Source organism: Streptomyces sp. NPDC034085 (assembly GCF_055575555.1).
Genome location: NZ_JBVISL010000001.1, coordinates 22,453 through 42,458, shown reverse-complemented (window position 1 = coordinate 42,458; position 20,006 = coordinate 22,453). Strand labels below are relative to the sequence as shown.

The window sequence follows — 20,006 nt, the reverse complement described above, 5'->3', positions numbered from 1 at the left end:
GGGGGGACCCAGAAGGGTGGTGCGAGACATGGCACGCATACGGTACGGAGCGCGCACCGAGGCCGAGACCACGGCGTCGCGCGAGAAGAGCGCCAAACTCCCCGACATCTGGTCCACCGGCGTCGTGGCCGTCTGGGAGACCGACCCCGACGCCGTGGCGGCGGTCCTGCCGCCGCCGCTGGGGCCCGCCGAGCGGCCCCTCGTCCGGGCCAACATCAGCAAGGTCGACCTGCCCGGCTACCCGCTCGGCGCCGGCTCGGTGGCGGTGGCCGCCCGGCACGGCGGGGTCGAGGGCTGGTACCCGCTCGTCATGCCGATGACCCACGAGCGGGCCCTGACCGGGGGCCGGGAGGTGTTCGGCGAGCCCAAGAAGCTGGGCGAGGTCACCGTCGAGCGCGAGGGCCTCGTCGTACGGGCCGCCCTCGCCCGGCACGGGATCGCCTTCGTGGAGGTGCGCGGCGCCGTCGACGGCGCGCTCCCGCTGCCCGAGCCGACGGTGAAGACCGACTTCTACTTCAAGTTCCTCCCCGCGGTGGACGGCTCGGGCCTGGACGGCGACCCGGTCCTCGTGCACTGCACGCGCAACGAGAAGGTCCGCAGGCTCGAACACCTCACCGGTGACGTGGTGCTGCGCGAGTCGATGTTCGACCCCGTGGCCGACCTTCCCGTACGCCGCCTCGTGGAGCTCACCATCGGCGAGAAGACCACCGACCAGAAGGGCCGGGTCGTCGAGCGGGTCAGCGCCCAGGCGCTGCTCCCCTACATCCACCAGCGCTACGACGACCCGCTGCAGATCCTCGACGGGCCGCCCGAGGGGAGCGTGTGACATGCGGCTCGAACCCGGACAGGTGGCCGTCGTCACCGGCGCCGCGAGCGGCATCGGCCTCGCCATGGCCCGCCGCTTCGCCGCCGAGGGCCTCAAGGTGGTCCTCGCCGACGTGGAGGAGGCCGCCCTGCGCAAGGCGGCCGACGACCTCACCGCCGACGGCGCCGAGGTGCTCGCCCGCACCGTCGACGTCAGCGAGCGCCACTCCGTCCTCGCCCTCGCCGACGCCGCCTACGACGCCTTCGGCGCCGTCCACGTCCTGTGCAACAACGCCGGCGTCGGGTCCGGCGCCGAGGGCCGGATGTGGGAGCACGAGCCGAACGACTGGAAGTGGGCCTTCGCCGTCAACGTCTGGGGCGTCTTCCACGGCGTCCAGGCCTTCGTCCCGCGCATGATCGCCTCCGGCGCCCCCGGCCACGTCGTCAACACCTCCTCCGGCGACGGCGGCATCGCCCCGCTGCCCACCGCCTCGGTGTACGCCGTCACCAAGGCGGCGGTGGTCACCCTGACCGAGTCCCTCTACGCCCACCTGAAGGCGGAGGGCGCGGCCGTCGGCGCCTCCGTCCTCTTCCCCGGACCGCACATGCTGCGCACCGGCCTGTGGGAGTCGCACCGCAACCGGCCCGAGCGCTTCGCCAAGGAGCGCCCGCGCAGGTCGCCGTACCGCAGCCTCAGCCAGTACGAGGCGGCGATGAGGCGGGCCGGGCACGAGGTGCGCTTCACCCCGGTCGAGGAGGTCGCGGAGCACGTCGTCGACGGCATCCGCGCCGACCGCTTCTGGATGCTGCCGGCGAGCGAGCACAGCGACCGCCAGATCCGCGCCCGGTCGCAGTCGATGCTCGACCGCGCCAACCCCGCCTACCTGGAGAGCTTCATCCTCGACTGAGGAGCGTCTGCCGTGAGTGACACCGCCAACGCCGCGTACGAAGACCCCTACCTGATCATCTCCTCGGACTGCCACGCCGGCCTGCCGACCGAGCGGTACCGCCCCTACCTCGACTCCCGCTTCCACCCGCAGTTCGACGAGTTCCTCGGCCAGCGCGACGCCCGCCGCGAGGAGGCCACCCGGCTCGGCGTGCGCAACGAGGCCTTCGCCGAGAAGTGGTTCCACGACCACGCGGAAGGCCTCAAGGGCGGCTGGGACAGCACCCAGCGGCTCAAGGAACTCGACGGTGACGGCGTCGCCGCCGAGGTCGTCTTCCCCGACGCGGACGCCGTCGACAGCCAGACCGCCGCCCCCTTCGGGGTGGGCCTCGGCCTCTCCGGCGACCAGGACCCCGAGCTGGGCATGGCGGGCGCGCAGGCGCACAACCGCTGGCTGGCGGAGTTCGTCGGCCAGAACCCCGCGCGCCACTGCGGGGTCGCCCTGCTGCCCGTCACGGCGGAGCCCGCCAAGGTCGTCGCGGAGGTCCACCGGGCCAAGGAGTCGGGCCTGGGCGCCCTGATGATCCCCTCGATGTGGGTGGACCAGGCCCCCTACCACGACCGCCGCTACGACCCGGTGTGGGCGGCCGCCGCCGAGACGGGGATGCCGGTCGTCACCCACTCGGGGGCCGCGCCCCGCCACGAGTACGGGGACCACCTGGGCATCTACGTCTCCGAGGTCACCTGGTGGCCGGCCCGCCCGCTGTGGTTCCTGCTCTGGTCCGGGGTGTTCGAGCGGCACCCCGGCCTGAGGTTCGGGGTGGCCGAGTCGGGCTGCTGGTGGCTGCCGAACCTGCTCTGGTTCATGGACCGCCTCTACCTGGGCGCCCACGGCGGCAAGAAGCTCTCCCCCTTCTCGGAGCTGAAGCGCCCGCCGAGCGAGTACCTGGACCGGCAGGTGTTCGTCTGCGCCACGAACACCAAGCGCCGCGAGCTCGCCCAGCGCTACGAGATCGGCGTGGACAACATCCTGTGGGGCTCGGACTTCCCGCACCCCGAGGGAACCTGGCCCGACACCCGCAACTGGCTGCGGAACACCTTCCACGACATCCCGGTCGCCGAGACCCGCCGGATGCTGGGCCTGGCCGCCGCCGAGGTCTTCGGCTTCGACACCGCCGAGCTCGCCCCGATCGCCCGCCGGATCGGCCCCACCCCGGCCGACCTGGGCCAGAGCCCCGACCAGGCGGCGGTGGAGGCCTCCTGGGCCCGCTCGCGCGAGACCGGCCGGCACTGGCTCACCGGCGCCGACTTCCCGTCGCTGGGGGTGTCGTAGCCGTGGAGGAGCGCTACACCGTCATCTCGGCGGACTGCCACGCCGGCGCCGACCTGCTCGACTACCGGCCGTACCTGGCCAAGCGCCACCACGAGGCCTTCGACGCCTGGGCCGCCACCTACGTCAACCCGTACGAGGACCTCCTCGCCGACACGGCCGACCTCAACTGGAACTCCCAGCGCCGGCTGGCCGAGCTCGAGGCCGACGGCATCGTCGCCGAGGTCGTCTTCCCGAACACCATCCCGCCCTTCTTCCCCAAGGCCTCCCTGATGGCGCAGCCGCCCACGGCCGCGGAGTACGAGCTGCGCTGGGCCGGCCTCCAGGCGCACAACCGGTGGCTGGCGGACTTCTGCGCGGACGCGCCGGGACGGCGGGCGGGCGTCGCCCAGATCCTCCTCAACGACGTGGACGCCGCGGTGGCGGAGATCCGCCGCACCCGCCGGGCGGGCCTGACCGGCGGCGTCCTGCTCCCCGGCGTCCCGCCGGGCTCGCCGGTGCCCGAGCTGTACTCGGCCGCGTACGACCCGATCTGGGCGGTCTGCGCGGAGCTGGACGTCCCGGTCAACCACCACGGCGGCTCGGCCTCGCCGCCGCTCGGCGACGAACCGGCCGCGCGGGCCGTCTTCATGGTGGAGACCACGTGGTTCTCGCACCGCGCCCTGTGGCACCTCGTCTTCGGCGGCGCCTTCCACCGCCACCCGGGCCTCAAGCTGGTCCTGACGGAGCAGGGGTCCGGCTGGATCCCGGGCGTGCTGGAGATGCTGGACTACTACCACGGCCGCCTGGTGGCAGCCGCCTCCACCGCCGAGGCCAAGTTCGGCGCGGGCCTGGCCGAGGCCATGGGCCGGGGCCCGAGCCAGGTGTGGCGGGACAACTGCTTCGTGGGGGCCAGCTTCATGCGCCCCCACGAGGTCCCGCTGCGGGACCGGATCGGCCTCGGCAAGATCATGTGGGGCAGCGACTTCCCCCACGACGAGGGCACCGCCCCCTTCTCCCGCGAGGGCCTGCGCATCGCCTACGCGGGCCTGCCGAAGGAGGAGGTCGCGGCCATGGTCGGCGGCAACGCGGCCCGCGTGTACGGCTTCGACCTGTCCCTGCTGGACGCCCTGGCCGCCAAGCACGGCCCCCTGGTCTCGGAGATCGCCGAACCGCTGACGGAGATCCCCCCGGGCGCCACCAGCCCGGCGTTCGCCCGGGGCGCCTCGGTCCGGGTCTGGTGACACCGCCTCCCGCCGGACGGCTCGCCACGAGAGGTGGGGCGCTCCGGCGGGACGCGGTCCGGGCCACCGCGCGGCGGTGGCCCCGGCCCGCGGGGGAGCCGTTTCGGGGGCCGGTGGGGGCCGCCCCCTTGTACCCGGGGTAACCCCGTCGGATACTGATCGGTAACAACCCCTAGCGGCACCCCGGAACCCGCCCTAAGGTGCGCCCATGCCAAATCTGCCCGATGTCGTGCTGTGGTCCATACCCGCCTTCGTACTGCTCACCGTGCTGGAGGTCGTCAGCTACCGGCTCCATCCCGACGAGGACGCCGCCGGCTACGACTCCAAGGACGCGGCCACCAGCATCACCATGGGGCTCGGCAGCATCGGCTTCGACCTGCTCTGGAAGCTCCCGGTCGTCGCGGTCTTCACCGCCGTGTACGAACTGACGCCGCTGCGCGTGCCGTTCCTGTGGTGGACCGCCCTGCTGATGCTGCTCGTACAGGACTTCCTCTACTACTGGCAGCACCGGCTCCACCACGTCATCCGCATCCTGTGGGCCTGCCACGTCGTCCACCACAGCAGCAAGCGGTTCAACCTCACCACCGCGCTGCGCCAGCCCTGGACCAGCGCCACCACCTGGTGGTTCTACCTGCCGATGGTCGCCGTCGGGGTGCATCCGGCCGCGATCCCCTTCTGCTACGGCATCAACCTGCTCTACCAGTTCTGGGTGCACACCGAGCGCATCGGGAAGCTGCCGCGCCCCTACGAGTACGTCTTCAACACCCCCTCCCACCACCGCGTCCACCACGCCTCCCAAGGCGGCTACCTGGACCGCAACTTCGGCGGCATCCTGATCGTCTGGGACCGGATGTTCGGGTCCTGGGTGGGCGAGACCGAGCGGCCCGTCTACGGCCTCACCAAGAACATCGACACCCACAACCCGCTGCGCGTCGCCACCCACGAGTACGCCGCCATCGCCCGCGACGTCCGCGCCGCCCGCAGCTGGCGCGAGCGCGCCGGCCGGGTCTTCCGCGGCCCCGGCTGGCAGCCGGCGGCCCGGACCGGCGGGGCCGCCGAGCCCGCCGGGACCAGCGCGGCCGCCGAGCCCGCGAAGGCGCCGGAGCCCGCCGCGTGAGCGCCACCGGAGCCCGTACGCCGTCCTGGGCGGCGGTACGGCCCGTCGCCGGCCGGCGCGCCGAACGCGTGCTGCTCGCCGCCTTCGGCGCGGCCGCGGCCGCCGATCTCGGCGCGCTGCTCGCCGGCTGGCACCTCGGGCACGTCCTCGCCAAACCGCTGCTGATGCCGCTGCTGGTGGCGTACGCGCTGACGCGCGGCGCACCCCGCCTGCTGGTCGCCGCCCTGCTGTTCGGCTGGGGCGGGGACCTCGCCCTGCTCTTCGACGCCGAGCCCGCCTTCCTCGTGGGCATGGGCTCCTTCGCCGCCGGGCACGTCTGCTACCTCGTGCTCTTCGGCCAGCGCAGCCCCTCCGGCCGGGGCGGGCCGAGCCGCGCGGCCGGGGCCGCGTACGCCCTCGCGCTCGTCGGGACCGTCGCGCTGCTCTGGCCCGACCTGCCCGCCGACCTGCGGATCCCCGTCGCCGGCTACAGCCTGCTGCTCACCGCCATGGCCTACCGCGCCGGCGTCCTCGGCCGCGCGGCGGCCGCGGGCGGGGCGCTGTTCCTGCTCTCCGACACCCTCATCGCGACCGGGGTCGCCGGGTGGCCGCAGCTGCCGCGCCCCGACTTCTGGATCATGGCCACCTACCTCGCGGCCCAGTGCCTGCTGGCCCTGGGCGCGGTCGCCCGCGGGCAGGCGTACGGTAGGGAAGTCATACAAGACTGAACCACTTCCGGAGGGCTGCACCACCATGCGCGCCACCGTCATCCACGCCCCGCACGACATCCGCGTGGAGGAGGTGCCCGACGCTGCGATCCAGCGCCCCGAGGACGCCGTCGTCCGCGTCCTGCGTGCCTGCATCTGCGGCAGCGACCTGTGGGCCTACCGCGGCCACGCCGCGCGGCAGCCCGGCCAGCGCATCGGGCACGAGTTCCTCGGCGTCGTGGAGGAGACCGGCTCCGCCGTCTCCGGCCTGCGCGCCGGAGACCTCGTCGTCGCCCCGTTCATGTGGTCCGACGGCACCTGCGACTACTGCTCCGAGGGCCTGTACACGTCCTGCGTGCACGGCGGCTTCTGGGGCTCCGTCGGCTTCGACGGCGGCCAGGGCGAGGCCGTCCGGGTCCCGCACGCCGACGGCACCCTGGTCAAGCTGCCCGCCGCGGCCGCCTCCGACGACCACCTGCTGACCGGGCTGCTCGCGCTGTCCGACGTCCTGGGCACCGGGCACCACGCCGCCCTGGGCGCGGGCGTCCGCGCCGGCTCCACCGTCGCCGTCGTCGGCGACGGCGCGGTCGGGCTGTGCGGCGTCCTCGCGGCCAAGCGGCTCGGCGCCGAGCGGATCATCGCGCTGGGCCGCCACAGCGCCCGTACGGACATCGCCAAGGTGTTCGGGGCCACCGACGTGGTCGCCGAGCGCGGCGAGGCCGCCGAGGCCGCCGTGCGCGAGCTGACCCGGGGCCAGGGCGCGCACGCCGTCATCGAGGCGGTCGGCACCGAGGAGTCCATGCGCACCGCCGTGAACATCACCCGCGACGGCGGGGCCGTCGGCTACGTCGGCGTCCCGCACGGCAGCGGCACCGGCCTCGACCTCGGTGTCATGTTCGACCGCAACATCACCCTGCGCGGCGGTGTGGCGCCGGTCCGGGCCTACATCCCGGAGCTGCTGGAGGACGTGCTGAGCGGCGCGATCGACCCGGCTCCCGTCTTCGACCGGGCCGTGTCCCTGGACGAGGTCCCGGACGGCTACCGCGCCATGGACGACCGCAGCGCGCTGAAGGTCCTGATCAGGCCCTGACCGACCGGGGCGGACGCGAACGGGCCGGGCGGGGAGCACCCCGCCCGGCCCGTCCGTGCGCAGACGTCGTCCGGCGCTACTTGACGGCCTTGAGCGCGTCGACCACGCCCGAGCCGTAGTAGGCGGTCTGGCCCCATTTGCTGGTGCAGGTGGTGGCGTCGACCAGGGCGCCGGTGGCGTCGTAGACCTTCTCCGGGCAGGCCGCCTTCGTGGCCTGGGCCTTCAGCATGGCCTGGAGCTGCGACGGCGTGGCCGTCGGGTGGGCGCTCTTGAGCAGCGCCGCGACGCCCGCGACGTGCGGACCGGCCATCGAGGTGCCCTGCTTGTAGCCGTAGCCGCCGCCGGGGAGGGTCGACAGCACGCGGCCGTTGGCGTCCGGGGTGGCCGGGACCTGCCACTTGTCGCCGCCGGGGGCGGCGACGTCGACGACGCCCAGGCCGTAGCTGGAGTAGTACGACTTCAGGCCCTTGTCGCCGGTCGCGCTGACCGTGACGACACCCGGCAGCTGCGTGGGCAGGTCCAGGCAGACCTTCGGGTCGATGGTGCGCGGCAGCGGGGTGGAGTCGTTCGGGCTGGTCGTGTCCTCGATCGAGTCGGCGGCCAGGTCGTGGTTGGAGTTGCCGGCCGAGGCCACGCTGAGCACGCCCTTGCGCTCGGCGTACTTGGTGGCCCGGGAGAGGGCCTCCACCAGCGCCTTCTGGTCGTCGTCGTTCTTGCAGGTGTAGTTCCACGGGTCGACGTAGTAGCTGTTGTTGGTCACCTCGATCCCCTTCTCGGCGGCGAACATGAAGCCGCAGACGACCGCCTCGGTGTAGAAGAGGCTGGTCCCCGGCTCGCTCACCTTGATCGCGGCGACCTTCGCGCCCGGCGCGACACCGCTGATGCCGACCCCGTTGCGGGCCGCGGCTATGGTGCCGGCCACGTGGGTGCCGTGGTCGCTGCCGTCCGCGTACGGGCGCCAGGCGCCCTCGGCGGTGTCGGCGACGCCGCCGACGCAGTTGGCCGACTGCCCCTTGGAGAAGTTGGCGGCCAAGTCGGGGTGAGTGTCGTCGACGCCCGTGTCGATGACGCCGACGGTGACGTCGGGGCTGCCATCGTTGATCTGGTGAGCCGCGTCGGCCTTGATCGCCCGCAGGTCCCACTGGTTGGACTCCAGGGGCTCCTGGCCCGGCTCGGCCTGCGCCGCCGCCTTGGCGGCGTCCGCGGCGCTGAGCGTCTGGGTCGTGCCCTCCTCGGTGGTCTGCACCGGCTGGAGGGGGGCCGTACGGGTGGCGCCGACCGAGGCGAACAGGCCGCGCTGCGCCCGCAGCTGCTTGGCGAAGTCCGGGTTCTGGGAGTGCGCGACGATGACCCCGATCTGCTCGTGGGCTATCACCACCGTTCCCCCGGCCCGCTCGATGGCCTTCTTGGCCGCCGTCGCCGTGGCGTACACGTTCAGGTTCGCCACGTAGGACAGTTTCGGGCCGGTGGCCGCGGGCTTCGCGGCCGCCACCGGGTCCGCCGTCGTACCCAGCGGTGCGGCCGAGGCCGCGACCGAGGGCAGGAAGGCGAGCGAGGCGGTGAGCGCCAGGCCGACCGGAACGGCGAGAGCTCGCCGGCGGCCGTGTCCCAGATGAGCCATGGGTTCTCCACATCATCCGTGAAAAAGCCGTCCGCACGCGGTCGCGTCGGACGGGTTCATGACAGGCGAACCTAGCGCTGACGTTCCTGTCAGCGCCATGCGTTCGAGAAAGAAGTTCTGGAAGAAACAGCGGGTGTTGAACCGTCCCGACACGCCGGCCGTGCCGTTGACAGGGGGGATCAGCACCACCGTCCCCCCGCACGGAGGTTGTTTTGTCCGTCCCCACCGCACCCGCGTCACAAGGAGAACCCCCCGTGACCACCGAAGCAGCGCCGCCGCCGGGCGGCGCGGTACCGGCCCCGGCGAACCTGCCGGCCGAAGAGTTCACGCGCGTCCAGCAGAGCCCCGAGTTCACCGAACTCCGCAGCTCCTACCGGTCCTTCGCCTTCCCGCTCACCGTGGCCTTCATCGCCTGGTACCTGCTCTACGTCCTGCTGTCCAGCTACGCGGGCGGTTTCATGGGGACCAAGCTCTTCGGCAACATCAACGTCGCGCTGGTCCTCGGCGTCGCCCAGTTCCTGACGACCTTCCTGATCGCCTGGCTGTACTCGCGGCACGCCGCCGCCAAGCTCGACCCCAAGGCCGAGGCCATCAAGAAGCGCATGGAGGCCGGAGCATGACCCTGAGCACGAGCCCGGTCCCCCAGCTGACGGCCGCCGCCGGAGCGAGCGAGCACCGCCCGCTGATCATCACCCTCTTCGGGCTGTTCGTCGTCGCCACCCTGATCATCACCGTCTGGGCCGGCCGCCAGACCAAGGACGCCGCCGACTTCTACGCCGGCGGCCGCCAGTTCACCGGCTTCCAGAACGGCCTGGCGATCTCCGGTGACTACATGTCCGCCGCCTCCTTCCTCGGCATCGCCGGGGCCATCGCCCTCTTCGGCTACGACGGCTTCCTCTACTCCATCGGCTTCCTCGTGGCCTGGCTCGTCGCCCTGCTGCTCGTCGCCGAGCCGCTGCGCAACTCCGGCCGCTACACCATGGGCGACGTCCTCGCCTACCGGATGCGCCAGCGGCCCGTCCGCACCGCCGCCGGCACCTCCACCATCGTGGTCTCGATCTTCTACCTGCTCGCCCAGATGGCCGGCGCCGGCGTGCTCGTCTCGCTGCTGCTCGGCATCACCAGCGACGGCGGCAAGGTCGCCGTCGTCGCGCTGGTCGGCCTGCTGATGATCGTCTACGTGACGATCGGCGGGATGAAGGGCACCACCTGGGTCCAGATGGTCAAGGCGGTGCTGCTCATCGCCGGCGCCCTGCTGATCACCTTCCTGGTGCTGCTGAAGTTCGACTTCAACATCTCCGCCCTGCTGGGCCAGGCCGCCGAGAACAGCGGCCAGGGCACCAAGTTCCTGGAGCCCGGTCTCAAGTACGGCAAGGACGGCCTGACGAAGCTCGACTTCATCTCCCTCGGCCTCGCCCTGGTCCTCGGCACCGCCGGCCTGCCGCACATCCTGATCCGCTTCTACACCGTTCCCACCGCCAAGGCCGCCCGCAAGTCCGTGAACTGGGCCATCGGCATCATCGGCGCCTTCTACCTGATGACCATCGCCCTCGGCTTCGGCGCCGCGGCCCTCCTCAAGCGGGCCGACATCCTGGCCTCCAACAAGGCCGGCAACACCGCCGCGCCGCTCCTCGCCCAGGAGATCGGCGGCGGCCCCGGGTCGACCGGCGGTGCGGTGCTTCTCGCGGTGATCTCCGCCGTCGCCTTCGCCACCATCCTCGCGGTGGTCGCCGGGCTGACCCTGGCGTCCTCGTCGTCCTTCGCGCACGACATCTACGTGAACGTCATCCGCAGGGGCCAGGCCACCGAGAAGGAGGAGGTGCGCGCCGCCCGCTGGTCCACCGTGGTCATCGGCGCCGTCGCCATCTTCCTCGGGGCCCTGGCCCGCGACATGAACGTCGCCGGCCTGGTCGCCCTCGCCTTCGCCGTCGCCGCCTCCGCCAACCTCCCCACGATCCTCTACAGCCTCTTCTGGAAGCGCTTCACCACCCAGGGCGCGCTGTGGTCGATCTACGGAGGGCTGGTCTCGGCGGTCGGGCTCGTGCTCTTCTCGCCGGTCGTCTCCGGCAAGCCCACCTCGATGTTCAAGGACGCCGACTTCTACTGGTTCCCGCTGGAGAACCCGGGGATCATCTCCATCCCCCTCGGCTTCCTCCTCGGGTGGCTGGGAACCGTCCTGTCCAAGGAGGAGGCCGACCCGCAGAAGTTCGCCGAGCTGGAAGTGCGCTCGCTCACCGGCACCGGGGCCCACTGACTGCGGCTTTCCGGAATCGTCCCAGCACCGTGCGTGGCCGCGTCGTACTTCCCTACGACGCGGCCACGTTACGTATCGTTCATTCGGGCACCCCTCGGCGACACACAGGTCGCGTACGCTCGATGCATAGAACCTCTAGATCCGGACAGGGGAGGGGGCCCACAGTGCTTCTCGACACGTACGGCCGCGTGGCCACTGACCTGCGCGTCTCACTCACCGACCGGTGCAACCTGCGGTGTACCTACTGCATGCCCGAGGAGGGCCTGCAGTGGCTGGGCAAGTCCGACCTGCTGAGCGACGAGGAGATCGTCCGGCTGATCCGCATCGCCGTGACCAGCCTCGGCATCACCGAGGTCCGCTTCACCGGCGGCGAGCCGCTGCTGCGGCCCGGCCTGGTCGGCATCGTGGAACAGTGCGCGGCCCTGGAGCCCCGCCCCAGGATGTCCCTGACCACCAACGGCATCGGCCTCAAGCGCACCGCCCAGGCCCTCAAGGCCGCCGGCCTGGACCGGGTGAACGTCTCCCTCGACACCCTGCGCCCCGACGTCTTCAAGACCCTCACCCGCCGCGACCGCCACCACGACGTCATCGACGGCATGGCCGCCGCCCGCGAGGCCGGCCTCACCCCCGTCAAGGTCAACGCCGTCCTGATGCCGGGGCTGAACGACGACGAGGCCCCCGACCTGCTCGCCTGGGCCGTGGAGAACGAGTACGAGCTCCGCTTCATCGAGCAGATGCCCCTCGACGCCCAGCACGGCTGGAAGCGCGACGGCATGATCACCGCCGGGGACATCCTGGAATCCCTGCGCACCCGCTTCACCCTCACCGAGGAGGGTGCCGAGGAGCGCGGCTCGGCCCCGGCCGAGCGCTGGCTGGTCGACGGCGGCCCGGCCACCGTCGGGGTCATCGCCTCCGTCACCCGGCCCTTCTGCGGCGCGTGCGACCGTACGAGGCTCACGGCCGACGGCCAGGTGCGTACGTGCCTGTTCGCCACCGAGGAGTCGGACCTGCGCTCCGCACTGCGCTCGGGCGCCCCGGACGAGGAGATCGCCCGCCTGTGGAAGGTGGCGATGTGGGGCAAGAAGGCCGGCTCCGGCCTCGACGACCCGTCCTTCCTGCAGCCCGACCGCCCGATGTCGGCGATCGGCGGCTGAGGCCGCTCAGCGCTCCCGCTCGGAGCCCTCGGGCTGGACCCACTCGTCGAGCTTCACGACGTCCTTGAGGAAACCGCGGACCCCCAGGAACTGGGACAGGTGTTCGCGGTGCTCCTCGCACGCCAGCCAGGTCTTGCGCCGCTCCGGCGCGTGCAGCTTCGGGTTGTTCCACGCCAGGACCCATACGGCCGCGTCGCGGCAGCCCTTGGCGGAGCAGGTGGGGGTTTCGGGAGAAGTCACGGCCCCAACCCTACAAACGGAAGGGCGACGCCGGGCAGCCACGGGGGGAGCTGCCCGGCGTCGGTCCGTCGCTCCGACGGGGGATGCGGAGCGCGTAGGCAGTATGTCACGCACGACCCCGTGCGGTGCACCGGAACTTCATGATTGATCTGAGCTTTTATTGAGGTTTCCCGCATCCAGTGCGGGGCGCACAGGGGCGGGCACGAAGTGCGAGGGCAGCGAGGGCGCCGATTCGCGCCCCGCGTTGGCGATCACCACGGCGATGTACGGCAGGAGCAGCCCGGCCGCCAGCGTCACCACGGCCACATGGCGCTCCACGTTCCACAGGATCACCGTCGCGATCACCGACAGGGTCCGGATCCCCATCGAGATGACGTACCGGCGCTGGCGCCCCCGTACGTCCTCGGCGAGCCCCATGCGGGCCCCGGTGATCCGGAAGACCTCGGGCCCGTTCCGCTTCGTCCGCTGCATGCTCCACCACCGATCCACCCGCCGGACGCACCCCGGTCCGGACCACTCCACGGTACGCCGCCCGCGCGGGAGCGAGGAGAGGGGGTGCCCCCGAACGGCAGTGTCCGACATGCGCGGTACGCCGGACGGGCCGAGACTGGGCCCACATGCGCACAACGCGCCACGAGGAGGCTCGACATGCAATGGTTGTGGGCGATCATCGTCGGTTTCGTGCTGGGTCTCATCGCCCGGGCCGTCCTGCCGGGCAGGCAGCACCAGCCCATCTGGCTGTCCACCCTCTTCGGCATCGCCGGCGCCATCCTCGGCAACGCCGTCTCGCGCTGGATCGGCGTCGAGGACACCAAGGGCATCGACTGGATCCGGCACCTGCTGCAACTGGTGGGCGCCGTCGTCATCGTCGGCCTCGGCGACATGGTCTACATGGCCCTGCGGGGCAACAGGCGCCGCACCGCCTAGCGGGACGCCGGGCCGCCTCCGGCGGCGCACGGCGAAGGGGCCGGTGCGGACAAGCGTCCGCACCGGCCCCTTCGCCGCGTCCCGTGCCCGTCAGGCGCCGGTGACCTCCACCGCGGCCAGGTTCTTCTTGCCGCGGCGCAGCACCAGCCAGCGCCCGTGCAGCAGGTCCTCCTGCGCGGGGACCGCGTCCTCGGCGGTGACCTTCGCGTTGTTCACGTAGGCGCCGCCCTCCTTCACGGTCCGGCGGCCGGCGGACTTGCTGGCGACCAGGCCGGTCTCCGCGAACAGGTCCACCACCGGGCCCAGCTCGGCGACCCGGGCGTGCGGCAGCTCGGAGAGGGCCGCGGCCAGCGTGGCCTCGTCCAGCTCCGCCAGCTCGCCCTGGCCGAACAGCGCCTTCGACGCGGCGATCACGGCGGCGCACTGGTCCGCGCCGTGCACCAGCGTGGTCAGCTCCTCCGCCAGCGCCCGCTGCGCGGCGCGCGCCTGCGGACGCTCGGCGGTCTGCGCCTCCAGTGCCTCCAGCTCCTCGCGGGACTTGAAGGACAGGATCCGCATGTAGGTGGAGATGTCCCGGTCGTCCACGTTCAGCCAGAACTGGTAGAACGCGTACGGGGTGGTCATCTCCGGGTCGAGCCAGACGGCCCCGCTCTCGGACTTGCCGAACTTGGTGCCGTCCGCCTTGACCATCAGCGGGGTCGCCATCGCGTGCACGTGCGCGCCCGGCTCGACCCGGTGGATCAGGTCGAGGCCCGCCGTCAGGTTGCCCCACTGGTCGGAGCCGCCCTGCTGGAGGGTGCAGCCGTAGCGGCGGTACAGCTCCAGGAAGTCCATGCCCTGGAGCAGCTGGTAGCTGAACTCCGTATAGCTGATGCCCTGTTCGGAGTCCAGCCGCTTGGCGACCGAGTCCTTCGTCAGCATCTTGTTGACGCGGAAGTGCTTGCCGATGTCCCGCAGGAACTCGATGGCGGACAGGCCCGCCGTCCAGTCCAGGTTGTTGACCATGACCGCCGCGTTCTCGCCCTCGAAGGACAGGAACGGCTCGATCTGCGTACGCAGCCGGTTCACCCAGTTCGCGACCGTCTCGGGGTCGTTCAGGGTGCGCTCCGCCGTCGGGCGCGGGTCACCGATCTGGCCGGTGGCCCCGCCCACCAGCGCCAGCGGCCGGTGGCCGGCCTGCTGGAGCCGGCGGACGGTGAGCACCTGCACCAGGTGCCCGACGTGCAGCGAGGCCGCCGTCGGGTCGAAGCCGCAATAGAACGTGACCGGACCGTCCGCGAAGGCCTTGCGCAGCGCTTCTTCATCGGTGGACTGGGCGAACAGCCCGCGCCACTTCAGTTCGTCGACGATGTCCGTCACGGTCTCTCGACTCCTCATGATCTCCGGGAAATACCGAGCTCAGTCTAGGTCGGTCAGACGCCCTTGCTGACCGAACTCATGTTGAAGTCCGGGATGCGGACAGCGGGCATCGCGGCCCGGGTGAACCAGTCGCCCCACTCGCGCGGGAGGGTCTTCTCGGTCCGCCCGGCCTCCGAGGCCCGCGACAGCAGGTCCACCGGCGACTCGTTGAACCGGAAGTTGTTCACCTCGCCCGTGACCTGCCCGTTCTCCACCAGGTACACCCCGTCCCGGGTCAGCCCCGTGAGCAGCAGGGTGGCCGGGTCGACCTCCCGGATGTACCAGAGGCAGGTCAGCAGCAGACCCCGCTCGGTGCCCGCCACCATCTCCTCCAGGGACTTCTCGCCGCCCCCGTCCAGGATCAGGTTCCCGAAGGCCGGGGACAGCGGCAGCCCGGTCAGAGCGGCGCTGTGCCGGGTCGTGGTCAGCCGGGCCAGCTCGCCGCCGCTGATCCACTCCGTCGCCGGGACCGGCAGACCGTTGTCGAAGACCGACGCGTCGTCGCCCGAGCTGTGCGCGATCACGAACGGCGCGGACTCCAGGCCCGGTGCGTTCGGGTCGCTGCGCAGCGTCAGCGGCAGCTGCGACAGCCGCTCCCCGATCCGGGTGCCGCCGCCGGGCTTGGAGAAGACCGTCCGGCCCTCCGCCGCGTCCCGGGCGGCCGCCGACCACATCTGGTAGATCAGCAGGTCGGCCACCGCGGTCGGCGGCAGCAGGGTCTCGTACCGGCCGGCCGGCAGTTCGATCTTCCGCTCGGCCCAGCCGAGGCGTACGGCGAGCTCCGCGTCCAGGGCGGTCGGGTCCACGTCCTTGAAGTCGCGGGTGGCCCGGCCGGCCCAGGCGGACCGGGAGCGGTCGGGGGACTTCGCGTTGAGCTCCAGGGTGCCGTTCGGCTGGTCGTGGCGCAGCCGCAGGCCGGTCGAGGTGCCGACGTAGGTGGAGGTCAGCTCGTGGTGGGCGAAGCCGTACAGCTCCCGCCCACCCGCCCGGGCGCGGGCGAAGGCCTCGCCGAGGGCCGGGGCGAAGTCCGCGAACACCGCCGAGGAGGTCTCGTCCGGGGCGTCGGTGAAGTCCGGGGAGGCCGGGGTGCCCGTCACCAGCGGCTGGGCGTCCTCGGCGGGGCCGGCACCGCGCGCGGCAGCCTCGGCGGCCCGGACCAGCGGCTCCAGGTCGGCGGCGGTGACGGCGGAGCGCGTCACGACCCCCGAGGCCGTGCCCTCCCTGCCGTCGACGGTGGCGATGACCGTCAGGGTGCGGCCGCGGGTGACCCCGTTGGTGGTGAGCGCGTTGCCGGCCCAGCGCAGGTTGGCGCTGGACTCCTCGTCCGCGATGACGACGCAGCCGTCGGCGGTGGACAGCTCCAGGGCCCGCTCGACGATCTCGTGCGGCTTGGTGCGGTTCATCGACATCAGCGTCCGGCCTCCTGGGTGGTGTTCAAGATGTTCACGTCGCGGAAGAGGGCGGACGGGCAGCCGTGCGAGACCGCCGCGACCTGGCCCGGCTGCGCCTTGCCGCAGTTGAAGGCCCCGCCCAGGACGTAGGTCTGCGGTCCGCCGACCTTCTCCATCGAGCCCCAGAAGTCCGTGGTGGTGGCCTGGTACGCGACGTCGCGCAGCTGTCCGGCCAGCCTGCCGTTCTCGATCCGGAAGAAGCGCTGCCCGGTGAACTGGAAGTTGTAGCGCTGCATGTCGATCGACCAGGAGCGGTCGCCGACCACGTAGATCCCGCGCTCCACCCCGCCGATCAGGTCCTCGGTGGACAGGCCGCCCGGATCGGGCTGGAGCGAGACGTTCGCCATCCGCTGGACGGGCACGTGCCCGGGGGAGTCGGCGTACGCGCAGCCGTTGGAGCGGCCGAGGCCGGTCAGCCGCGCGATCCGCCGGTCGGTCTGGTAACCGGTCAGGGTGCCGTCCTTGACCAGGTCCCAGCTCTGCGCCTCGACGCCCTCGTCGTCGTAGCCGATGGTGGCCAGGCCGTGCTCGGCCGTGCGGTCACCGGTCACGTTCATGATCGAGGAGCCGTACTTGAGCTTGCCCAGCTGGTCGAAGGTGGCGAAGGAGGTCCCCGCGTACGCCGCCTCGTAGCCCAGCGCCCGGTCGAGCTCGGTGGCGTGGCCGATGGACTCGTGGATGGTGAGCCACAGGTTCGACGGGTCCACGACCAGGTCGTAGCGCCCGGCCTCGACGCCGGGGGCCCGCATCTTCTCGGCGAGCAGGGCGGGGATCTGCTCCAGCTCGGCGTCCCAGTCCCAGCCGGTGCCGGTCAGGTACTCCCAGCCGCGCCCGGCGGGCGGGGCGATGGTGCGCATGGAGTCGAACTCGCCGGTGGTGCCGTTGACGGCTACGGCGGTGAGCTGTGGGTGGACGCGTACCCGCTGCTGGGTGGTCGAGGTGCCCGCGGTGTCCGCGTAGAACTTGTTCTCGTGGACGGCGAGGAGCGAGGCGTCCACGTGCGCGACGCCCTCGGCCGCCAGCAGGCGCGCGCTCCAGTCGGCGAGCAGGGCCGACTTCTCGGCGTCCGGCACCTCGAAGGGGTTCACGTCGTAGGCGGAGATCCAGGTCTTGTCGGCGTGCACCGGCTCCTCGGCCAGCTCCACCCGTTCGTCCGAGCCGGCCGCCTTGATCACCTGTGCGGACAGCTTCGCCATGGCCACGGCCTGCGAGGCCACCTTGGCGGCGGCGTCCATGGTCAGGTCCACGCCGGAGGCGAAGCCCCAGCTGCCGCCGTGCACCACCCGGACCGCGTACCCGAGGTCGGTGCTGTCGGAGCCGCCGGAGGGCTTGGCGTCGCGCAGCCGCCAGGAGGCGCTGCGGATCCGCTCCAGCCGGAAGTCGGCATGGTCGGCGCCCAGCGCGCGCGCCCGGGCGAGTGCCGCGTCGGCGAGCGCCCGCAGGGGCAGCGCGGTGAAAGCCGCGTCGATGGAATGGGCCACGGAAATCCTCCCGGGGTCGGGGCCGGTCGCCCCGATCATGTCGCGCCCGGGGCCGCCGTGCCTACCTCTTTCTGTAGGGACTCGACAGAGCGGGTGGTGAGGCCCTGTCGGAGCCCGATTCTCCGTATGCCCTGCCCGGGCTATAGGTTTTTGCCATTGAGACCGCTAGGGAAAGGGTGATCCGTTGAGCCGCTCGGTTCTCGTCACCGGAGGAAACCGGGGCATCGGCCTCGCCATCGCCCGAGCCTTCGCAGAGGCCGGCGACAAGGTCGCCATCACGTACCGTTCGGGCGAGCCCCCGCAGGAGCTCGCCTCGCTCGGCGTGCTGGCGGTGCGCTGCGACATCACCGACTCCGAGCAGGTGGAGCAGGCCTACAAGGAGATCGAGGAGAAGCACGGCAACGTCGAGGTGCTGGTGGCCAACGCCGGCATCACCAAGGACACGCTGCTGATGCGCATGACGGAGGAGGACTTCGCGTCCGTCGTCGACACCAACCTCACCGGCACCTTCCGGGTCGTCAAGCGCGCCAACCGCGGCATGCTCCGCGCCAAGAAGGGCCGCGTCGTCCTGATCTCCTCGGTCGTGGGCCTGCTGGGCTCGGCCGGCCAGGCGAACTACGCCGCCTCCAAGGCCGCGCTGGTGGGCTTCGCCCGCTCCCTCGCCCGAGAGCTGGGCTCCCGCAACATCACCTTCAACGTGGTCGCCCCCGGCTTCGTGGACACCGACATGACGAAGGTGCTCACCGACGAGCAGCGCGCGGGCATCGTGGCCCAGGTGCCGCTGGCCCGCTACGCGCGGCCCGAGGAGATCGCGGCAGCCGTCAGCTTCCTGGCGTCCGACGACGCCGCGTACATCACCGGAGCCGTCATTCCCGTTGACGGCGGATTGGGCATGGGTCACTGATCACCATGAGTGGAATTCTCGAGGGCAAGCGCATCCTCATCACCGGGGTGCTGATGGAGTCGTCCATCGCTTTCCACACCGCCAAGCTGGCCCAGCAGCAGGGCGCCGAGGTCATCCTCACGGCGTGGCCGCGGCCGACGCTGACCGAGCGCATCGCCAAGAAGCTGCCCAAGCCGGTCAAGGTGATCGAGCTCGACGTCACCAACGACGAGCACCTGGCCCGTCTGGAGCAGCTGGTCCGTGACGAGCTCGGCGGCCTCGACGGCGTCGTCCACTCCATCGGCTTCGCCCCGCAGGACGCCCTCGGCGGCAACTTCCTGAACACGCCGTTCGAGTCGGTGGCCACCGCCATGCACGTCTCGGCGTTCTCGCTGAAGTCGCTGACCATGGCCTGCAAGCCGCTGTTCCCGGCGGAGGGCGCGGCCGTCGTCGGCCTCACCTTCGACGCGCAGTTCGCCTGGCCGCAGTACGACTGGATGGGCCCGGCCAAGGCCGCCCTGGAGGCCACCAGCCGCTACCTCGCCCGTGACCTGGGCAAGGAGAACATCCGCTGCAACCTGGTCTCGGCCGGTCCGCTCGGTTCGATGGCCGCGAAGTCCATCCCGGGCTTCTCCGACCTGGCGGACACCTGGAACCACCGCTCCATGCTGGAGTGGGACATGAGCGACCCGGAGCCGGCGGGCCGGGGCGTCGTGGCCCTGCTGTCGGACTGGTTCCCCAAGACCACCGGCGAGATCGTCCACGTGGACGGCGGCCTGCACGCGATGGGTGCCTGATCCCCGGATCGTCCCCGTAGTACGGCGGTGGCCGCGCCTTCCCCCTCGGGAAGGCGCGGCCACCGCCGTTTGCGTGTGCCGCGGCGCCCTCCGGAGCGCCTTCACGGGGCCCCGTTCGATCGGATGTCCGGCGTCCGACCGGATCTTCCCGAGTCGAAAACCGGGACCGATGCCTGCAAAATGACCAAGTCGGGATCTTCCCGGCGTTTCGGGGAGGAGGTACGGGCATGCGCGCGAGGCCGAGCCGAGCGGTATCGCTGCTGGTCACCTCAGTGGTGCTGACCGGCCTCCTGGGCCCGGGGGCCGTCGCCCACCCCGGCGCGGGGGAGCCCGCGCCCGGTCCCGAAACCGCGGCCCCCGCCACCGTGGACTACGCCGACATCCCCGGCGAGCCACCCGTACGGCCCGCCCCGCTCCCCGAGGAACTCTTCGGCTCCGACTGCGACACCGCGATCACCGGCTCGACGGTGGTGGCGTCCTGCCACAACGGCTACCCCGCGACCGACCTGCTCCGGCTCCACGTCGAGTGCGAGCGCTGGTGGGACGTGGACGGCGACGGCGACCTCGTCCCCCTGGACCCGGCCGGCCGCACCAAGCTCACCGGCCGCTGCTGGAAGGAGGTCCGCACGGCCTGGGTGAGCCACCAGCGCACTCCCTGACGGCG

At 71.9% G+C, this 20,006-nt stretch carries 20 protein-coding genes; 14 read left to right on the top strand and 6 right to left on the bottom strand.

The window, feature by feature from the left end:
• Window positions 1–28: 28 nt before the first annotated feature.
• The 7 genes from ACZ501_RS00220 to ACZ501_RS00190 all read left to right on the top strand — a co-directional run bounded on the left by ACZ501_RS00220 (window position 29) and on the right by ACZ501_RS00190 (window position 7,136).
• Window positions 29–826: an acetoacetate decarboxylase family protein gene (locus ACZ501_RS00220; protein ID WP_468791347.1), complete on the top strand. Its 798-nt coding sequence runs from the start codon at window positions 29–31 to the stop codon at window positions 824–826.
• Window position 827: 1 nt separating this feature from the next.
• Complete coding sequence (locus ACZ501_RS00215; RefSeq protein ID WP_468791344.1) at window positions 828–1,712, top strand: SDR family NAD(P)-dependent oxidoreductase; 885 nt, start codon at window positions 828–830, stop codon at window positions 1,710–1,712.
• A 12-nt stretch (window positions 1,713–1,724) separates the two neighbouring features.
• Window positions 1,725–3,023: an amidohydrolase family protein gene (locus ACZ501_RS00210; RefSeq protein ID WP_468791341.1), complete on the top strand. Its 1,299-nt coding sequence runs from the start codon at window positions 1,725–1,727 to the stop codon at window positions 3,021–3,023.
• Between the two features lie 2 nt (window positions 3,024–3,025).
• Window positions 3,026–4,243 (top strand): amidohydrolase family protein, encoded by a 1,218-nt coding sequence (locus tag ACZ501_RS00205; protein ID WP_468791338.1) that lies wholly within the window; start codon window positions 3,026–3,028, stop codon window positions 4,241–4,243.
• A gap of 208 nt (window positions 4,244–4,451) precedes the next feature.
• Window positions 4,452–5,360, top strand: a complete 909-nt coding sequence (locus ACZ501_RS00200; RefSeq protein WP_361605907.1) for a sterol desaturase family protein — start codon at window positions 4,452–4,454, stop codon at window positions 5,358–5,360.
• Window positions 5,357–6,067 (top strand): lysoplasmalogenase, encoded by a 711-nt coding sequence (locus ACZ501_RS00195; protein WP_361605904.1) that lies wholly within the window; start codon window positions 5,357–5,359, stop codon window positions 6,065–6,067. Before ACZ501_RS00200 ends, ACZ501_RS00195 begins: the two co-directional genes overlap by 4 nt.
• Window positions 6,068–6,092: 25 nt before the next feature.
• Window positions 6,093–7,136, top strand: a complete 1,044-nt coding sequence (locus ACZ501_RS00190) for a zinc-dependent alcohol dehydrogenase family protein (RefSeq protein WP_468791335.1) — start codon at window positions 6,093–6,095, stop codon at window positions 7,134–7,136.
• Between the two features lie 76 nt (window positions 7,137–7,212).
• On the opposite strand, the gene ACZ501_RS00185 is transcribed toward ACZ501_RS00190, so the two are convergent.
• Window positions 7,213–8,757, bottom strand: coding sequence for a S8 family serine peptidase (locus ACZ501_RS00185; RefSeq protein WP_468791332.1), 1,545 nt, complete (start codon window positions 8,755–8,757; stop codon window positions 7,213–7,215).
• 254 nt (window positions 8,758–9,011) lie between these two features.
• Between ACZ501_RS00185 and ACZ501_RS00180 the strand changes: the two genes are divergently transcribed.
• The 3 genes from ACZ501_RS00180 (at window position 9,012) to moaA (ending at window position 12,165) form a co-directional block, all read left to right on the top strand.
• A complete protein-coding gene (locus ACZ501_RS00180) occupies window positions 9,012–9,377 on the top strand; it encodes a DUF485 domain-containing protein (RefSeq protein ID WP_361605895.1) in 366 nt (121 codons plus the stop codon).
• Window positions 9,374–11,011 carry a solute symporter family protein gene (locus ACZ501_RS00175; RefSeq protein ID WP_361605892.1) on the top strand — a complete coding sequence of 546 codons (1,638 nt, stop codon included), beginning with the start codon at window positions 9,374–9,376 and terminating at the stop codon, window positions 11,009–11,011. The genes ACZ501_RS00180 and ACZ501_RS00175 overlap by 4 nt, the downstream gene beginning before the upstream one ends.
• A gap of 164 nt (window positions 11,012–11,175) precedes the next feature.
• Window positions 11,176–12,165 (top strand): GTP 3',8-cyclase MoaA, encoded by a 990-nt coding sequence (gene moaA / locus ACZ501_RS00170; protein ID WP_361605889.1) that lies wholly within the window; start codon window positions 11,176–11,178, stop codon window positions 12,163–12,165.
• A gap of 6 nt (window positions 12,166–12,171) precedes the next feature.
• On the opposite strand, the gene ACZ501_RS00165 is transcribed toward moaA, so the two are convergent.
• Window positions 12,172–12,405: a hypothetical protein gene (locus ACZ501_RS00165; protein WP_361605886.1), complete on the bottom strand. Its 234-nt coding sequence runs from the start codon at window positions 12,403–12,405 to the stop codon at window positions 12,172–12,174.
• A gap of 138 nt (window positions 12,406–12,543) precedes the next feature.
• Entirely contained in the window at window positions 12,544–12,876 is a 333-nt protein-coding gene (locus ACZ501_RS00160) for a DUF3099 domain-containing protein (RefSeq protein WP_362457974.1), read from the bottom strand.
• 177 nt (window positions 12,877–13,053) lie between these two features.
• Between ACZ501_RS00160 and ACZ501_RS00155 the strand changes: the two genes are divergently transcribed.
• Window positions 13,054–13,332 carry a GlsB/YeaQ/YmgE family stress response membrane protein gene (locus ACZ501_RS00155; RefSeq protein WP_362457976.1) on the top strand — a complete coding sequence of 93 codons (279 nt, stop codon included), beginning with the start codon at window positions 13,054–13,056 and terminating at the stop codon, window positions 13,330–13,332.
• 90 nt (window positions 13,333–13,422) lie between these two features.
• Here the strand turns inward: ACZ501_RS00155 and tyrS are convergent, their stop codons facing one another.
• The 3 genes from tyrS to ACZ501_RS00140 are packed head-to-tail and all read right to left on the bottom strand — an operon-like array spanning window position 13,423 to window position 17,701.
• The gene (gene tyrS, locus ACZ501_RS00150; RefSeq protein ID WP_361610512.1) at window positions 13,423–14,691 is read right to left on the bottom strand and encodes a tyrosine--tRNA ligase; all 1,269 of its coding nucleotides are present in this window, start codon (window positions 14,689–14,691) and stop codon (window positions 13,423–13,425) included.
• 53 nt (window positions 14,692–14,744) lie between these two features.
• Window positions 14,745–16,139, bottom strand: a complete 1,395-nt coding sequence (locus ACZ501_RS00145) for a metallopeptidase TldD-related protein (protein WP_468791329.1) — start codon at window positions 16,137–16,139, stop codon at window positions 14,745–14,747.
• Window positions 16,139–17,701, bottom strand: coding sequence for a TldD/PmbA family protein (locus ACZ501_RS00140; protein ID WP_468791327.1), 1,563 nt, complete (start codon window positions 17,699–17,701; stop codon window positions 16,139–16,141). The genes ACZ501_RS00145 and ACZ501_RS00140 overlap by 1 nt, the downstream gene beginning before the upstream one ends.
• A 145-nt stretch (window positions 17,702–17,846) precedes the next feature.
• Between ACZ501_RS00140 and fabG the strand changes: the two genes are divergently transcribed.
• The 3 genes from fabG to ACZ501_RS00125 all read left to right on the top strand — a co-directional run bounded on the left by fabG (window position 17,847) and on the right by ACZ501_RS00125 (window position 20,001).
• Window positions 17,847–18,566 carry a 3-oxoacyl-[acyl-carrier-protein] reductase gene (fabG, locus tag ACZ501_RS00135; protein WP_468791324.1) on the top strand — a complete coding sequence of 240 codons (720 nt, stop codon included), beginning with the start codon at window positions 17,847–17,849 and terminating at the stop codon, window positions 18,564–18,566.
• Window positions 18,567–18,571: 5 nt separating this feature from the next.
• On the top strand, window positions 18,572–19,342 hold the full coding sequence (gene fabI / locus ACZ501_RS00130) for an enoyl-ACP reductase FabI (protein ID WP_361610519.1): 771 nt from the start codon (window positions 18,572–18,574) through the stop codon (window positions 19,340–19,342).
• Window positions 19,343–19,569: 227 nt separating this feature from the next.
• On the top strand, window positions 19,570–20,001 hold the full coding sequence (locus ACZ501_RS00125) for a hypothetical protein (protein ID WP_468791321.1): 432 nt from the start codon (window positions 19,570–19,572) through the stop codon (window positions 19,999–20,001).
• Window positions 20,002–20,006 lie beyond the last annotated feature (5 nt).

What these genes read in the sequence shown, in the direction of transcription:
- ACZ501_RS00140 (WP_468791327.1), bottom strand. Translation starts at nt 17,701, where the DNA reads ATGATCGGGGCGACCGGCCCCGACCCCGGGAGGATTTCCGTGGCCCAT.
- ACZ501_RS00160 (WP_362457974.1), bottom strand. Translation starts at nt 12,876, where the DNA reads ATGCAGCGGACGAAGCGGAACGGGCCCGAGGTCTTCCGGATCACCGGG.
- ACZ501_RS00220 (WP_468791347.1), top strand. Translation starts at nt 29, where the DNA reads ATGGCACGCATACGGTACGGAGCGCGCACCGAGGCCGAGACCACGGCG.
- ACZ501_RS00215 (WP_468791344.1), top strand. Translation starts at nt 828, where the DNA reads ATGCGGCTCGAACCCGGACAGGTGGCCGTCGTCACCGGCGCCGCGAGC.
- ACZ501_RS00200 (WP_361605907.1), top strand. Translation starts at nt 4,452, where the DNA reads ATGCCAAATCTGCCCGATGTCGTGCTGTGGTCCATACCCGCCTTCGTA.
- ACZ501_RS00185 (WP_468791332.1), bottom strand. Translation starts at nt 8,757, where the DNA reads ATGGCTCATCTGGGACACGGCCGCCGGCGAGCTCTCGCCGTTCCGGTC.
- ACZ501_RS00155 (WP_362457976.1), top strand. Translation starts at nt 13,054, where the DNA reads ATGCAATGGTTGTGGGCGATCATCGTCGGTTTCGTGCTGGGTCTCATC.
- ACZ501_RS00145 (WP_468791329.1), bottom strand. Translation starts at nt 16,139, where the DNA reads ATGTCGATGAACCGCACCAAGCCGCACGAGATCGTCGAGCGGGCCCTG.
- ACZ501_RS00190 (WP_468791335.1), top strand. Translation starts at nt 6,093, where the DNA reads ATGCGCGCCACCGTCATCCACGCCCCGCACGACATCCGCGTGGAGGAG.
- ACZ501_RS00175 (WP_361605892.1), top strand. Translation starts at nt 9,374, where the DNA reads ATGACCCTGAGCACGAGCCCGGTCCCCCAGCTGACGGCCGCCGCCGGA.
- ACZ501_RS00125 (WP_468791321.1), top strand. Translation starts at nt 19,570, where the DNA reads ATGCGCGCGAGGCCGAGCCGAGCGGTATCGCTGCTGGTCACCTCAGTG.
- fabI (WP_361610519.1), top strand. Translation starts at nt 18,572, where the DNA reads ATGAGTGGAATTCTCGAGGGCAAGCGCATCCTCATCACCGGGGTGCTG.